11 protein-coding genes are annotated in these 15247 nt (G+C 67.7%); 9 read left to right on the forward strand and 2 right to left on the reverse strand.

The annotated features are described in order from the left end of the window. Positions 1 to 31: 31 nt before the first annotated feature. Positions 32 to 724, reverse strand: a complete 693-nt coding sequence (locus HA630_RS12070) for a response regulator transcription factor (RefSeq protein ID WP_166835035.1) — start codon at positions 722 to 724, stop codon at positions 32 to 34. Between the two features lie 399 nt (positions 725 to 1123). Here HA630_RS12070 and HA630_RS25650 point away from each other — a divergent pair, with 399 nt between their 5' ends. The 4 genes from HA630_RS25650 (at position 1124) to HA630_RS12090 (ending at position 5804) form a co-directional block, all read left to right on the forward strand. Continuing rightward, complete coding sequence (locus HA630_RS25650; RefSeq protein WP_166835037.1) at positions 1124 to 1828, forward strand: hypothetical protein; 705 nt, start codon at positions 1124 to 1126, stop codon at positions 1826 to 1828. 87 nt (positions 1829 to 1915) lie between these two features. Further along, complete coding sequence (locus tag HA630_RS12080) at positions 1916 to 3658, forward strand: type I secretion system permease/ATPase (RefSeq protein ID WP_166835039.1); 1743 nt, start codon at positions 1916 to 1918, stop codon at positions 3656 to 3658. Next, the gene (locus HA630_RS12085; protein WP_208300075.1) at positions 3655 to 5076 is read left to right on the forward strand and encodes an HlyD family type I secretion periplasmic adaptor subunit; all 1422 of its coding nucleotides are present in this window, start codon (positions 3655 to 3657) and stop codon (positions 5074 to 5076) included. Before HA630_RS12080 ends, HA630_RS12085 begins: the two co-directional genes overlap by 4 nt. Before the next feature lie 53 nt (positions 5077 to 5129). Further along, positions 5130 to 5804 carry a hypothetical protein gene (locus HA630_RS12090; protein ID WP_166835043.1) on the forward strand — a complete coding sequence of 225 codons (675 nt, stop codon included), beginning with the start codon at positions 5130 to 5132 and terminating at the stop codon, positions 5802 to 5804. Between the two features lie 7 nt (positions 5805 to 5811). Here HA630_RS12090 and polA read toward each other — a convergent pair whose 3' ends face one another. Further along, positions 5812 to 8607, reverse strand: coding sequence for a DNA polymerase I (gene polA, locus HA630_RS12095; protein WP_166835045.1), 2796 nt, complete (start codon positions 8605 to 8607; stop codon positions 5812 to 5814). Positions 8608 to 8663: 56 nt separating this feature from the next. Here polA and HA630_RS12100 point away from each other — a divergent pair, with 56 nt between their 5' ends. From HA630_RS12100 to HA630_RS12120, 5 genes are all read left to right on the forward strand, one after another. After that, positions 8664 to 9002, forward strand: coding sequence for a hypothetical protein (locus HA630_RS12100; protein ID WP_166835047.1), 339 nt, complete (start codon positions 8664 to 8666; stop codon positions 9000 to 9002). 2 nt (positions 9003 to 9004) lie between these two features. Beyond that, positions 9005 to 9958, forward strand: coding sequence for a homoserine kinase (locus HA630_RS12105; protein WP_166835049.1), 954 nt, complete (start codon positions 9005 to 9007; stop codon positions 9956 to 9958). Further along, on the forward strand, positions 9955 to 10737 hold the full coding sequence (locus HA630_RS12110; protein ID WP_166835051.1) for a BPSS1780 family membrane protein: 783 nt from the start codon (positions 9955 to 9957) through the stop codon (positions 10735 to 10737). Before HA630_RS12105 ends, HA630_RS12110 begins: the two co-directional genes overlap by 4 nt. Before the next feature lie 106 nt (positions 10738 to 10843). Beyond that, the gene (locus tag HA630_RS12115; RefSeq protein WP_166835053.1) at positions 10844 to 13006 is read left to right on the forward strand and encodes a PhoX family phosphatase; all 2163 of its coding nucleotides are present in this window, start codon (positions 10844 to 10846) and stop codon (positions 13004 to 13006) included. 157 nt (positions 13007 to 13163) lie between these two features. Then, positions 13164 to 15247: diguanylate cyclase domain-containing protein (locus tag HA630_RS12120; protein WP_166835055.1), on the forward strand; the 2084-nt coding region annotated here is incomplete at its 3' end.

The raw sequence follows: 15247 nt of genomic DNA on the forward strand, positions 1-15247 counted from the left end.
GACCCGCACCGGCGCCCGGGGTTCCCGGGGCTCAGGCCTCGGCGGCCAGGCCATGGCGGTGGGCAAAGGCGTACAGCTCCACCCGGTTGGCCACCTGCAGCTTGCTGTAAATGGAGGTGAGGTGGTTGCGCAGCGTGTTTTCGCTGATGTGCATGCGCTTGGCCAGCACCTTGCCCGGCGCGGCGGCATCGGCCGCCAGGGCGGCCACCGTTTGCCGTTCGCGCGGCGTCAGCTGCGCCAGCAGGGTTTTTTCCGGGTCTTCGCGCCGGCCGGCACGCTGCCGGGCCAGTTCCTGAAAGATGCGGCCGGTGGCGCCCCGGTCGATCCAGATTTCACCGAAGCGCACCTTGTCGATGGCGCGCAACAGCACCTCCGGCCCTTCGCGCTTGGCCACCACGCCCCGGGCGCCGGCCAGCACCGCGTTGTCATGCACCGCGGTGTGGGGCGAACTGGTCACGGCCAGCACCTTGGCCTCGGTCTGGGCGTGCAGGTCGGCCAGGGCCTCGGTGTCGTCCTCACCGTCCAGGTCGTACACCACCACGTCGGGGCGCAACTGGCGCACCTGCAACACCCCTTCGGCGGCCGACGACACCATGCCCACGCAATGCATGCGCACCGGCTCGGTCTCGATCAGGCGGGCCAGCCCCCACGCCGACAGCGGCAGGGCCACCACCATCACGCGGGCGGGGGCAGAGGCATGGTCCCAAACAGAGGGGCGGTTCATGGGGGCGTCGTCAACAGGGGTGGGGGTGTTGTGCGAGTACATGGTCATACATACCCGGCAAACCTCGGTTTGGATTCAACATCAATATCCTAGTTGTTTTGTACCATAAATCACATGCATCATCTGGGATGACAGGCACAGAAAAAACGGAGGAACCCACCAAGGGCGGCGGCCCAGGTGCCGCGAAACTAAGCATCGTGACCAGGGAGTTCGCCTGTGGTCACTGAATCCAACTGTGCCGCACTGCAGCGCAATCGGGTTTGGTGCGGGTTGCCCCTGTCATCAATGCTTGCCGCAGCGGCAACAACAGCGGCAAGTGAGGGAAATCCTTTTTTTTGGCAAGGCATGGGCGGCGGGAGCGCTGTCCTCTTATTGAGCACAGCTCAGGAGTGAATCGAAATGGCAATCATCAACGGCTCTAACGGTGTTGACGACACCCTGGTGGGTACCGATGGCAACGACACCATCGACGGCAAAACCGGTGCTGACACCATCACCGGCGGTCTGGGCGACGACCTGCTGTACGGCGGTAACGGTGCTTTCAGCGACACCTTCGTGTTCAACTTCACGGTGTCGTCTAAAACGATCACCACGACCACCACGGAAACCATCGATCTTCTGTTCCGCGACGGCAACACTCCGAATGAAGCCAACGCCGACGCCGTGGCCTGGAACAATTACGTCAAACAACTCGAAGCCTGGCGTGCAGAACTCGAAGCCCTTGGTTTTACAGACGAAAACATTGAAACCGAGACTGCCTTTATCACAACTTCCACCAAAAAGACTACTCTCACCAAAGAGTATGAGTGGGACAACAGCTTCGTTGGCAGCCGCGACGTGGAAGTGACGGAAACCGTCAACACCATCACCGGCGAAGGCAACGACAAAATTTACCAATGGGGCGTGGCCAACACCGCCGACAAGCTGAAGTTTGTCGGCCTGAGCAGCGACGCCGAAGCAGTGAACTACTGGGATACCTGGCTGAACTCCGAAGTGGTTGGCAACGACACCAAGATCACCTTCGACGGTGGCTCGATCACCCTGATCGGCGTGACCACCACGATTGAAGCCCTGGTGGCTGACGGTTACGTGACTTTCGCCTGATCGTCCGTGCAGGGCGCCAGCGGCGCCCAAACCGAGACCGGGTCGCCATCGCGGCCCGGTTTTTTTTGTAGGCTACAGTTCGCGTACATGCCAGCCTTGTCCACCGCATCCCCCGCGCTCGGCGCACACCTTGCCGTTTTCCGCAAGCTGTTCATCACCCTGGCCGGATTTAGCTTCGCCATCAACCTGCTCATGCTCACCCCCACGGTGTACATGCTGCAGATATACGACCGGGTGCTGGCCAGCCGCAACACCACCACGCTGCTGATGCTCACGCTCATCATGCTGGGGCTGTTTGCGCTGGAGGCGGTGCTGGAATGGGTGCGCAACCAGGCGGTGGTGCGCGGCAGCGCCGCCATGGACATGAAGCTGGGCGCCCGCGTGTTCGATGCGGCTTTTGGCCGCACGCTGAACGGACGCAGCGGCAGCGCCGCCCAGGCGCTGGGCGACCTGACCAACATCCGCCAGTTCCTCACCGGCAGGGGCCTGTTCGCGTTTTTTGACGCGCCCTGGACGCCGGTGTACCTGCTGGTCATCTTTCTGCTGCACCCCTGGCTGGGCGCCTTTGGCCTGCTGGCCGCCGTGGTGCTGCTGGGGCTGGCCTACCTGAACGAAAAGCTCACCGCCACGCCGCTGGGCGAGGCCAACCAGGAGTCGCAACGCGCCACCCACTACGCCAACGGCAGCCTGCGCAACGCCGAGGTGATTGCCGCGCTGGGCATGCTGGGCACCCTGCGCCAGCGCTGGCAGCGGCGCCAGCACCGCATGTTGGCCTTGCAGGCCGAGGCCAGCGACCGTGCAGCAGCCGTGAGTGGCGTGACGCGATTCACCCGCATGGCGTTTCAGTCGGGCGTGCTGGGGCTGGGGGCTTTGCTGGTCATCGAACAACAGCTCACCCCGGGCGGCATGATCGCCGCCTCCATTCTGCTGGGCCGCGCGCTGGCCCCGGTGGACGCGGTGATTGGCCAGTGGCGCAATCTGGTGCAGGCGCGCGGCGCCTACGCCCGCCTGGGCGAGTTGCTGCAAGCCCACCCCGAACCCGAACCCCGCACCGCCCTGCCCCGCCCGCAAGGGTTTGTGATGGTGGAAAACCTCGTTGCCGGCCCGCCCGGTGCGCGCACGCCGGTGCTCAAGGGCATCAAGCTGGGCGCGGCGGCGGGCATGCTGGTGGCCGTCATTGGCCCCAGCGCCTCGGGCAAGTCCACCCTGGCGCGGGCGCTCGTGGGTGTGTGGCCGCCCATGAACGGCACGGTGCGGCTGGACGGGGCCGACGTGTCGCAATGGAACAAGGAAGAACTGGGCCCCTGGCTGGGCTACCTGCCGCAAGACGTGGAGTTGTTTGAAGGCACCGTGGCCGAAAACATTGCCCGCTTTGGCGCGCCCGATTCGGCCCGCACCGTGGCCGCTGCCCAGCGCGCGGGCGTACACGACATGATTTTGCGGCTGCCGCAGGGCTACGACACCCCGATTGGCGAGGGCGGCATGGCCCTGTCGGGCGGGCAACGCCAGCGCATTGGTCTGGCCCGCGCCATGTACGGCGACCCGGCGCTGGTGGTGCTGGACGAACCCAACGCCAACCTGGACGAAGCCGGCGACGCCGCCCTGCTGGGCGCGCTGCGGGTGATGAAGCAGGAAAAGCGCACGGTGTTCGTCATCACCCACCGCATGAACCTGCTGGCCGAGGCCGACGCCATTCTGGTGCTGGCCAACGGTACCATCCAGACTTACGGCCCGCGCGACGCGGTGATGGACACCCTGCGTCCACCGCGCAAACCCGCCGTGGCCGCCACCACCCCCGACGCCCAGTTGCCCCACGAGGCCCAGGCATGAACCCGGCCAAGCCCGAACCGCCCCCCCCGACCGTGACCACCCCCACCCCGGTGGCCCCCGCCACACCCGTGCCCACGGCACCGCTGACGCTCGACGCCCTGCCCGCGAGCACCGCACCCGAGGCCCTGCCCGACACCGACTACCAGCGCATCCTGCGCCGGGGCCTGTGGGTGCTGGCCATTGGCTTTGGCGGCTTCATGGCCTGGGCCACGCTGGCGCCGCTGGACGAAGGCATACCTGCGCCCGGCGTGGTGGCGGTGGAGAGCAGCCGCAAGCGGATTGACCACCTGTACGGTGGCATCGTGGAGCAGATTCTGGTGCGCGAAGGCCAGAAGGTGAAGGCTGGCGACGAACTCCTGGTGCTGAACGAAACCCAGAGCAAATCGGCCCTGAACGCCACGCAGACGCAGCACTACACCGCACTGGCCACCCTGACCCGCCTGCGCGCCGAACGCGACGGTGCCGCTGGCGTGAACTATCCGCCCGAACTGACGGCCGCCGCAAAAAACCCCGAAGTGGCTGCTCTAATGCGGGCGCAAGACGGTCTGTTCCGCTCGCGCCGCAATGCGTTGGAAGGGGAGTTGCGCATCGTGCGCGAATCGGTCAAGGGGCTGGAGGCGCAGTTGGCCAGCCTGTCGCAGCTCAAGGCCGGGCGCGAAACGCAGATTGCCCTGTTCACCGAACAGCTCAATTCCTTCCGCAACCTGCGGGAGCAGGGTTTTGTGTCGCGCAACAACCTGCTGGAGCTGGAGCGCCAGCTGGCCGAGGTGCAGAGCAAGCAGAGCGAGGACCTGTCGAACATTGCCGGCATCAACGCCCGCTTGGCCGAATTCCGCATGCGCGCCGCCCAACGCGAGGTGGAGTACCGGCGCGAGGTGGAAACCCAGTTGGCCGACATCCAGCGCGAAGTGGCCACCCTGGGCGAACGCCTGAACGCCCAGCAGGACACGTTTGACCGGCTGGTGCTGCGCGCCCCGGTGAACGGTACCGTGGTGGACCTGACCGCCCACACGGTGGGCGGCGTGGTCAAGCCCGGCGACCGGGTGATGGATATCGTGCCCGAGGGCGACAAGCTGGTGGTGGAGGCGCGCTTTGCGCCGCAGTACATCGACCGGGTGTACGCTGGCCTGCCGGCCGACGTGCACTTTGACGCCTATTCCAGCCGCGCCGACCGCCCGGTGATCAGTGGCGAGGTGACGGTGGTGTCGGCCGACGTGCTGAGGGACCAGCGCAGCGGCGAGCCCTACTTCACCCTGCGGGTGACGGTGCCGCCCGCCGAGGTGGCCAAACTGGGCAATCTGCAACTGCAACCGGGCATGATGTCCACCGTGATGGTGAAAACCGGCGAGCGCTCGCTGATGACCTACCTGCTGCGGCCGCTGTTCAAACGCTTCACCACCGCCCTGACGGAGCATTGACCGCAGTTGGAGCGCCGGGGGCACACGCTGCGGCCCCGCGCTAAGATGCGTCCATGCGTTTGTCCCTTGCCCTGTGCGCCGCCCTGGCGGTGCTGGCCGGTTGTGCCACCCGACCGCCCCCCGACTCCGCGACCCGCCCGGCGGCCACCGTGGCCCCGGCCGGGGGCGTGAACACCCACCACTACGAAGGCGGCCGGTTGGTGACGGACACCCGGACCGCCGCTTGCACCATCGCCCTGCACGGCGAAATCCACGCCGGCACGGTACGCCGCATGCCGGCCGCGCTGCAAGACCTGGACACCCCGCGCTGCACCCACAAGCGCCTGGTGCTGGACGCCGGCCCGGCCCTGCTGGGCGATGCCATCACCCTGGGCGCCATGCTGCGCAACCGCGGCTACGACACCCAAGTGCAAGCCGGCAGCGCCTGCCCCACGGCCTGCCTGATGGTGTTTGCCGCCGGCACCCAGCGCGTGCTGCCGGAGGCACCCACGGCGGCGCGCATCGCCTTCAGCCAGATCCCGTCCGACCACGACTTTGGCCACCAAAGCTGCCAGAGCGAACCCAGCCGCGGCCAGCAATTGACCGTGACGCGCTACCTGCGCGCCATGCTGCCCGGCCCCACCGCCACGGCGGTGTACCAGAAGCTGCTGGCCGCCGACTGCCGCACGGTTGACACCTACGGCCCGGCCCAGGCCCTGGCCATGGGCCTGGCCACCGCCACGCGCTGACGCGCGGTCAGTGCGCCTGCTCCCAGTTGGCGCCCACCCCCACTTCGGCCAGCAGCGGCACCTTGAGCTGCGCCACGCTGGCCATGAGGCGCGGCACTTCGGTTTTCAGCCAGTCCACCTCGGCCTGGGGCACCTCGAACACCAGTTCGTCGTGCACCTGCATGACCATGCGGGTGCCCTTGCCCTGCGCGTCCAGCGCCGCCTGCACCGCCACCATGCTCATTTTGATGAGGTCCGCCGCCGTGCCCTGCATGGGGGCGTTGATGGCGGCACGTTCGGCCCCGGCACGGCGCGGGCCGTTGGGGCTGTTGATTTCCGGCAGGTACAGGCGGCGGCCGAACACGGTTTCCACATAGCCCTGGGCCTTGGCCTGGGCCTTGGTTTCGTCCATGTAGTGGCGCACGCCAGCAAAGCGCTGGAAGTAACGGTCGATGTAGTTTTTGGCCGCCGTGTTGTCGATGCCCAGCGCCTTGGCCAGGCCGTAGCTGCTCATGCCATAGATGAGCCCGAAGTTGATGACCTTGGCGTAGCGGCGCTGCTCGCTGCTGACCTGATCGGGCACCAGGCCAAACACCTCGGCGGCGGTGGCGCGGTGCACGTCCATGCCGTCGGCAAAGGCCTTGAGCAAGGCCTCGTCCGCGCTGAGGTGCGCCATGATGCGCAGCTCGATCTGCGAATAGTCGGCACTTGCAATGACATGCCCCGGCGGCGCCACAAAGGCTTCGCGCACACGGCGGCCTTCGGCCGTGCGGATGGGGATGTTCTGCAGGTTGGGATCGTTGCTGCTCAAGCGCCCGGTGACGGCCACCGCCTGCGCGTAGTGGGTGTGCACGCGGCCGGTGCGCGGGTGGGCCAGCGCGGCCAACTTGTCGGTGTAGGTGCCTTTGAGCTTGCTGAGCGAGCGGTGCTCCAGGATTTTGGCGGGCAGCGGGTAGTCTTCGGCCAGCTTTTCCAGCACCTCTTCGTCGGTGCTGCGGGCGCCGGTGGCGGTTTTCTTCACCACCGGCAGGCCCAGTTTGTCGAAGAAGATTTCGCCCAACTGCTTGGGGCTGCTCAGGTTGAAGGGCTGGCCGGCGATGTCATAGGCGTCTTGCTCCAGCTGCAGGATGCGCTGACCCAGTTCGTGGCTTTGGCGCGCCAGCGTGGGCGCGTCGATCAGCACCCCGTGGCGTTCGATGCGGTAGAGCGCTTCGCTGCTGGCGATTTCCAGCTCGTAAATGGCGCGCAGCTTGGCATCGGCCTGGAGGCGCGGCCACAGCACACGGTGCACGTCCAGCGTGAGGTCGCTGTCTTCGCAGGCATATTCGGCGGCCTTGGCCACGTCCACCTGGGCGAACGGGATTTGCGCCGCGCCTTTGCCGCACAGTTCCTCGTAGCTGATGCCGCTGCGGCCCAGGTGGCGCTCGCCCAGGCTGCCGAGGTTGTGGGGTTTGTGCACCTCCAGCACGTAGCTTTGCAGCATGGTGTCGTGGGCGTAGCCGCACACCTCGATGCCGTGGTTGGCGAACACGTGGCGGTCGTACTTGATGTGCTGGCCGAGCTTGAGCGCCTGGGGGTTTTCCAGCCAGGGTTTCAGCCGTGCCAGCACCTCGCCCAAGGGCAATTGGTCCGGCGCGGCCGGGCCGCTGTGCGCCAGCGGGATGTACGCGGCTTCGCCCGGTTGCACGCTGAAAGAAATGCCCACGATCTCGGCGCGCATTTCGTTCAGCGAGGTGGTTTCGGTGTCCAGCGCCACCAGTTCGGCCGCCTCAAGGCGCGCCAGCCAGGCGTCGAAGGCGTCCCAGGTGAGGACCGTGTCGTAAAGCTTTTCCGTGACGTTCGAGACTCCAGGTGCCGGCTCGCCGAACAGATCGGCGGTGTCGCCCACGGCGGTGGCCTGGGCGGCAGGGGCGGCAACCACCGCCCCAGCGGCGCCCGCATCGCCCAGGGCACGCGCCAGGCCCTTGAAGCCATAGCGTTCGTAGAACTCGCGCAGCGCGGGCACTTCGCGCTCGCGCTGGGCCAAGGCGTCCAGCGCCGGCAAGCCTTCCACAAAGCCCGTCAGGTCGCAATCGGTTTTCATGGTCACCAACTGGCGGCCTGTCACCAGCCAATCACGCGCCTTGCGCAGGTTCTCGCCGGCCACGCCTTTGATTTTGTCGGCGTTGGCCAGCACGCCTTCCAGCGAGCCGTGTTCGGCCAGCCATTTGGCGGCGGTCTTGGGGCCCACTTTTTCCACGCCGGGCACGTTGTCCACCGTGTCGCCCACCAGGGTCTGGTAGTCCACCATCAGACGTGGCGGCACGCCGAATTCGGCGGTCACGCCGGCCACGTCGCGCACCTTACCGCTCATGGTGTCGATGATGGTGATGTGTTCGTTCACCAGCTGGCTCAAGTCCTTGTCACCGCTGCTCACCACCACGCGCACGCCCTGGGCGGCGGCCACGGTGGCCAGGGTGGCAATCACGTCGTCGGCCTCCACGCCGGGCACGTCCAGCACCGTCCAACCCAGCAGGCGCACCACTTCGTGTATGGGCGCAATCTGCGCGCGCAGGTCGTCGGGCATGGGGCTGCGGTGGGCCTTGTACTCGGGGTACAGCGCGTCGCGGAAAGTGGGGCCGGAGGCGTCGAACACGCAGGCCACGTAGTCGCCCGGCTGCTCTTTTTGCAGCGCCTGCATCATGTTGATCATGCCGCGTATGGCGCCCGTGGCGGGGCTGGACGGATCGCCCGGCACCGCGCGCAAATCGGGCATGGCGTGGAAGGCGCGGTAGAGGTAGCTGGAGCCGTCCACCAGCACCAGGGTTTTGCTTGTTTCGCTCATGCTGGGGATTGTGCGGCCAAACCCGGGCGGACCCGGCGATTGCCTACAATCGGGCCATGCACCGCACACCCGCCTTCACCCCGACCTGGCAACGCCTGGCCCAGGCCGCCGCCCTGGCCGCCACCTGCGCCGCCGTTCCCGCCCTGGCCCAGACGCCGGCCGCCGCCATCGCCCAGGAACCGGTGCAGACGCTGGAGCAAAAAACCGAACGCATCACCCACCAGGACGCGGGCAGCCGGATTGAAGAACTGCGCGTGGGCGGCCAGACCCGCAGCATCGAGGTGCAGACCAACACCGCCGTGCCGGGCTACCAGGTGCAGCCCATCGACGCCGGCCAGCCCAGCGACAGCAAAAGCGGGGCCGGCAAAAGCAGCTGGCGCGTCCTGAAGTTCTGACCATGGCCGTTTTCACCGAAGTCTCGCGCGACGAGGCCGCCGCGCTGCTGCGCCGCCTCGGCCTGGGCGAACTGACCGACATGGCCGGCTGCGCTGGCGGCATCGAGAACACCAACTACTTCGTCAGCACCGAACACGACGGCGTTCGCCACGACCACGTGCTGACCCTGTTCGAGCGCCTGACCTTCGAGCAGCTGCCGTTCTACCTGCACCTGATGAAGCACCTGGCGGGCAAGGGCATTCCGGTGCCCGACCCGGCCGCCGACGCCCAGGGCAACATCCTGCACACGGTGTGCGGCAAGCCCGCGGCGGTGGTGAACAAGCTGCGCGGCAAGCACGAACTGGCGCCCAGCGCCGACCAGTGCGCCCAGGTGGGCGCGATGCTGGCGCGCATGCACCTGGCCGGGCGGGACTACCCGCGCCAGCAGCCCAACCTGCGCGGCCTGCCCTGGTGGAACGAGACGGTGCCGGTGGTGCTGCCGCACCTGGCGCCGGACCAGGCGGCGCTGCTGCAAAGCGAGCTGGCCTACCAGAACCACATTGCCGCCAGCGCCAGCCACGAGGCCCTGCCGCGTGGGCCGGTGCACGCCGACCTGTTCCGCGACAATGTGATGTTCGACCAGGGCCAACTCAGCGGCTTTTTCGACTTCTACTTCGCCGGCTGCGACAGCTTCGCCTTCGACCTGGCGGTGTGCCTGAACGACTGGTGCATCGACCTGGCCAGCGGCGCCCAGGACGACGCCCGCACCCAGGCCATGCGCCAGGCCTACGAAAGCGTGCGCCCTCTGACCGCGGCCGAACGCGAGTTGCTGCCGGCCATGCTGCGCGCCGGGGCCCTGCGGTTCTGGATTTCGCGCCTGTGGGACTGGCACCTGCCGCGCGAGGCCAGCATGCTCAAACCGCACGACCCCACCCATTTCGAGCGGGTGCTGCGCGCCCGCCTGGCCCAGCCATGAAGCTCAACCCCGTTCCCGCGCGCACCGGCCTGCTGTGGGTGCAGTTGGGCATCCGCACTTTTGTGCGCCAGCCGCTGGCGCTGGCCGGGCTGTTTTTCCTGTTCATGATGGTGGTGTCGGCCCTGTCCATGCTGCCGCTGCTGGGCCAGCCGCTGGCGCTGGCGCTGCTGCCCGCGGCCACCCTGGGCCTGATGGCCGCCACCCGCGAGGCCCACAGCGGCCAGTTCCCCATGCCGGCGGTGCTGGCCAGCGCCTTCCGCGCGGGCAAGGACCGCCTGCGGGCGATGCTGGTGCTGGGCGGGCTGTACGCGCTGGGCTCCTTCGTCGTCATGGGCCTGTCGGCCCTGCTGGCCGGCGGCGGCCTGCCACCGGTGGCCACCGAAGGCGGCGAGCTGACCGAGGCCATGCTGCGCCAGCCCGGGGTGCTGCGCGGTCTGGTGCTGAGCATGCTGCTCTACTTGCCCCTGGGCCTGCTGTTCTGGCACGCCCCGGCGCTGGTGCACTGGCATGGGGTGTCCCCGGTCAAGAGCCTGTTCTTCAGCGCCCTGGCCTGCTGGACGAACAAGGGGGCTCTGCTGGTGTATTTCCTGGCCTGGACAGGCGTGTTCGTGGGCGTGTCGCTGGCGGTGGTGCTGCTGGCCGGTGCCCTGGGCGGCCCGCAAGTGCTGGCGGCCATCGTCTTTCCAATGGCCATGCTGATGAGCGCCATGTTCTTCAGCTCCCTCTACTTCACCTTCCGCGACAGCTTCGTCACCGACGACGGCCAGGCCCCGGCCTGAGGCAGCACGGCACCCGCACCGGGCCGGGCGGACGCGGCCTGTCACAGCGGCTTCACACAGCGCCGGCATGCTGAGGGGTGTTTCACACCACCCCTTCTGACACAGCATGACCCACGAACTCCGACCCGGCGTTGTTTTCAACGAAGAAGACTCCAACACCAGCCCCAACCCGGCGTTTGAGCAGGTGTTGCAGGCCCGGCTGAGCCGGCGCAGCCTGCTGCGCAGCGGTGCCGGTGTGGCCGGCGCCACTGCCTTGGGCGCCACCGCCCTGAGCGGCTGCGCCACCGGCGCTCCGGCCCATGCGGTGAACACGCTGGGTTTCAAGGCGGTGAGCAAGCACGTCAACGACGTGCTGACCGTGCCCGAGGGCTACACCGCCCAGGTGCTCTACGGCCTGGGCGACCCGCTGAGCGGCGACACCCCCGCCTTCAAAAACGACGGCACCGACACCGACTGGGGCCGCCGCGCCGGCGACCACCACGACGGCATCGAATGGTTCAGCCTGGACGCCAACAGCCAACCGTCCAACACCTTCAATTCGCGCGGTCTGCTGGCCATGAACCACGAGGCCACCACCGACGAGAAGCTGACCTCCTTCTTCATCCACGCCGACGGCGGCAAGGCCAGCCTGCCTCGCCCCGCGGCTGAAGTGGACAAAGAGTTGATGATCCACGGCCTGTCGGTGGTGGAGGTGCAGTCCAACGGCAAAACCTGGAGCTACAAGACCAATTCGCCGTTCAACCGCCGCGTCACCACCATGACCGAGGCCGTCATCTCCGGCCCGGCCCGCGGCAGCACCCACCTGGTCACCAAGTACAGCGCCGACGGCACCCGCGCCCGCGGCACGCTGAACAATTGCGGCACCGGCAAAACGCCCTGGGGCACCTTTGTGTCGGGCGAGGAAAACTGGTTCGGCTACTTCTTCCGCGACGCGCAGGACGACGACCGCCGCAAGAAGGACAAACAGGTGCAGGCCCTGAACCGCTACGGCCGCAAGGCCGGTGCCGCCAGCCGCCACGGCTGGGAAAGCGGCGGTGCCGACGACCGCTTTGTGCGCTGGAACAACGGCGCCCTGGCCGCCAGCGCCCAGGAAGACTACCGCAACGAGATGAACACCTTCGGTTACGTGGTGGAACTGGACCCGTACAACCCGAAAGCCGTGCTGCGCAAGCGCACCGCCCTGGGCCGCATGGGCCACGAAAACGTGACCTTCGCCAAGCCGGTGGCCGGCCAGCCGGTGGTGGCCTACATGGGCGACGACGCGCGTGGCGAGTACATCTACAAATTCGTGTCGCACGCCTTGTGGGACCCGGCCGACGCCAAGGCCGCCAACCGCCTGACCGCTGGCGACAAATACCTGGACCAAGGCACGCTGTTTGCCGCCCGCTTCAAGGAGGACGGCAGCGGCGAATGGCTGGCGCTGTCGGTGGACAACCCGGTCATCGCCCACAGCTCCTACTTCGAGTTCAAGGACAACGCCGACGTGGCCATTTTCACCCGCCTGGCGGCCGACGCCGTGGGCGCCACCAAGATGGACCGCCCGGAATGGGGCGGCGTCAACCCACGCAACGGCGAGGTGTACTTCACCCTGACCAACAACAGCAACCGCACCGCCGCCACGGCCGACGCGGCCAACCCGCGCGTCTACACCGACCTGAAGGGCCGCAAAGAGCAAACAGGCAACGTGCACGGCCACATCGTGCGCTTCATGGAGCCGAACCCCGCTGCGACCACCTTCAAGTGGGACATCTACCTGTTCGCCTCCGAAGCCGATGCGGACCAGGCCCGCGTCAACCTGTCGGGCCTGACGGACGACAACGACCTGTCGTCGCCCGACGGCCTGGTGTTCAGCCCGGCCACCGGCATTTGCTGGATCCAGACCGACGACGGCGCTTACACCGACAAAACCAACTGCATGTTGCTGGCCGCCCTGCCGGGCCAGGTGGGCGATGGCGGCACCAAGACCCTGCAATACGGCGACAAGACGGTGACCACCTACGCCGGCAAAACCCAGACGCCGGCCACGCTGAAACGCTTCCTGGTGGGCCCGCGCGGCGCCGAAATCACCGGCATTTGCGAAACACCCGATGGCCGTGCGATGTTCGTCAACATCCAGCACCCCGGTGAAAACACCCAGATGGCCGATGTGAACACCCCCGCCCGGTACGAAAGCCAATGGCCCGCGAACGCCGGCTACGGCCCGGGCCAGCGGCCGCGCTCGGCCACCGTCGTCATCACCAAGAACGACGGCGGCGTCATCGGCAGCTGACCTTCAACGGTTCGGGAAAGCGCGCGGGTCCCGCCCGCGCATTGACACCGCCCGTCCCTCCTGGGGGCGGGCGGTTTTTTTGTCCAATCCACTGCCGGGATATTCCTGTGGTGTCGGGGGCCCTGGTGCTACATTTGGACACATCGCTGTGCCGCCCATGTCCTTCCACGTCCCCACCCTGTTCGCCGTGATCATCGCCGTCTCCGCGGTGCTGGCCGTGGCGATCGGCTTTATCGGGCGCCAACGGCACCGCAACCTGCTGCTGTGGGCCACAGCGCTGGGCGTGCAGGCGCTGGGCTACGTGCTCTACGGCCTGAGGGGCCAGGTGCCGGACTGGGCCTCGGTGGTGGTGGCCAACGTGTGCATGTCCGGGGCGCTGGCGGTGTACGCCTTGGGCATCCGCCGCTTCCACGACCAGCGCTGGCCCGTCTGGTGGGCCTGGGCCCCGGTGGCGGTGATCGGGCTGAGCTTTCCGTTTCTTCTGGACAATTTCACGGCCCGGCTGCTGCTGGGCAGTTCGGTGTACGGCCTGCAACTGCTGTTTGTGGCGGCGGTGGCGCGCCAGCAACGCCACGCGCCCAGGGGGCGCGGCGAACAACTGCTGGTGTTCGGTGCGCTGTTGATGGCCATCATGATGGCCGCGCGCACCTGGACCGTGGCCACCGGCCAGTTCACGGTGCAGCAGCTGTTCCAGGGCGGCACCCTGCAGTCCCTGACCTTCCTGTTTACCCTGACCGGCACCCTGCTGCTGGCCCTGGGCCTGATCATCATGAACGAGGACCGGGCCGAACACGCCCTGCGCCAGAACCAGCGCTACCAGGCCTTCCGCAACCGGATCCTGGAACTGCTGGCCCAGGGCACCCCGTTGCCCACCCTGCTGCACGAAATCGTGCAGGGCATCGAGACCCTGCACCCGCGCATGTTGTGCAGCATCCTGCTGCTGGACCGGCAAGGCCAGCACCTGCAAACCGGCGCCGCCCCCAGCCTGCCGGCGTTCTACAACGACGCGGTGCAGGGCCTGCCCATCGGCCCGGGCGCGGGCTCCTGCGGGACCGCGGCCCACACCCGGCAACGGGTGGTGGTGGAAGACATCGCCAGCCACCCTTACTGGGCGCCCTACCGCGAACTGGCGGCCCAGGCCGGGCTGGGGGCGTGCTGGTCGCAACCCATTTTTTCGTCGGACCAGCGGGTGCTGGGCACCTTCGCCATCTACCACCACCGCCCGCACACGCCCAGCCCCGCCGACATCGCCCTCATCGAAGAAGCGGCCCTGCTGGCGGGCATCGCCATCGAACGCAGCCGCGAAGCCCAGCAATTGCTGGAACGGGAACGGCACTACCGGCTGCTGATCGAAACCGCCAACGAGGGCATTGCCGTGATCCAGAACGGCGTGCTGCGCTTCGCCAACCCCCGCTTCTTCCAGCTGTGCGGCCACACCCCGGCCGAGGTGCTGAACCAGCCCCTGGCCCCGCTGATCCACGAGGACGACCGCGACCGGGTGATACGCGCGTCGGCCCCCGCCGACGGCCAGGCCGCGCCCCAGCACCACACGTTCCGGGTGCTGACGCGCCACCAGGGGGAGCGCTGGTTCGAGCTGAACGACGCGCCCTTCGAGTGGCTGGGCCAGCCCGCCACCCTGAGCTTCATGACCGACATCACCGAGCGGCGGCGGCTGGAGGCCAAGATTCAGCAGCAGGCGCTGCACGACACCCTGACCGAGCTGCCCAACCGCCGCCTGCTGACCCACAACCTGGCCCAGGCCATGGCCAGCCACCGGCGCAGCGGACTGCATGGCGCGCTGATGTTCCTGGACCTGGACAACTTCAAACCCCTGAACGACACCCACGGCCATCGGGTGGGCGATTTGCTGCTGGTGGAGGTGGCGCACCGCCTGACCCACAGCGTGCGCGAAACCGACACCGTGGCGCGCTTCGGCGGGGACGAGTTCGTGGTGCTGCTGGGCGACCTGCACACCGACCCGCAGACCTCGGTGGAACTGGCCCGCGCGGTGGCGGGCAAACTGCTCGCCGCACTGGCCGAACCCTATTGCCTGGCGGTGGAACAGGCCAGCGGCGGGGTGCACGCCGTGGAGCACCGCTGCACCGCCTGCATCGGGGTGGTGATGTTCGACGGCCAGGCCACCGAACCCGACGACCTGCTGAAACAGGCCGACATGGCCATGTACCGCGCCAAGGCGGCGGGGCGCAACACGGTCTGGCTGGCGCCGACCGCACCGACCGC

Source organism: Aquabacterium sp. A08 (assembly GCF_011742065.1).

Bases quoted from the DNA above. Each gene is read 5' to 3' on its own strand.
- HA630_RS12070 (WP_166835035.1), bottom strand. From the start codon at position 724: ATGAACCGCCCCTCTGTTTGGGACCATGCCTCTGCCCCCGCCCGCGTG.
- HA630_RS25650 (WP_166835037.1), top strand. From the start codon at position 1,124: ATGGCAATCATCAACGGCTCTAACGGTGTTGACGACACCCTGGTGGGT.
- HA630_RS12080 (WP_166835039.1), top strand. From the start codon at position 1,916: ATGCCAGCCTTGTCCACCGCATCCCCCGCGCTCGGCGCACACCTTGCC.
- HA630_RS12085 (WP_208300075.1), top strand. From the start codon at position 3,655: ATGAACCCGGCCAAGCCCGAACCGCCCCCCCCGACCGTGACCACCCCC.
- HA630_RS12090 (WP_166835043.1), top strand. From the start codon at position 5,130: ATGCGTTTGTCCCTTGCCCTGTGCGCCGCCCTGGCGGTGCTGGCCGGT.
- polA (WP_166835045.1), bottom strand. From the start codon at position 8,607: ATGAGCGAAACAAGCAAAACCCTGGTGCTGGTGGACGGCTCCAGCTAC.
- HA630_RS12100 (WP_166835047.1), top strand. From the start codon at position 8,664: ATGCACCGCACACCCGCCTTCACCCCGACCTGGCAACGCCTGGCCCAG.
- HA630_RS12105 (WP_166835049.1), top strand. From the start codon at position 9,005: ATGGCCGTTTTCACCGAAGTCTCGCGCGACGAGGCCGCCGCGCTGCTG.
- HA630_RS12110 (WP_166835051.1), top strand. From the start codon at position 9,955: ATGAAGCTCAACCCCGTTCCCGCGCGCACCGGCCTGCTGTGGGTGCAG.
- HA630_RS12115 (WP_166835053.1), top strand. From the start codon at position 10,844: ATGACCCACGAACTCCGACCCGGCGTTGTTTTCAACGAAGAAGACTCC.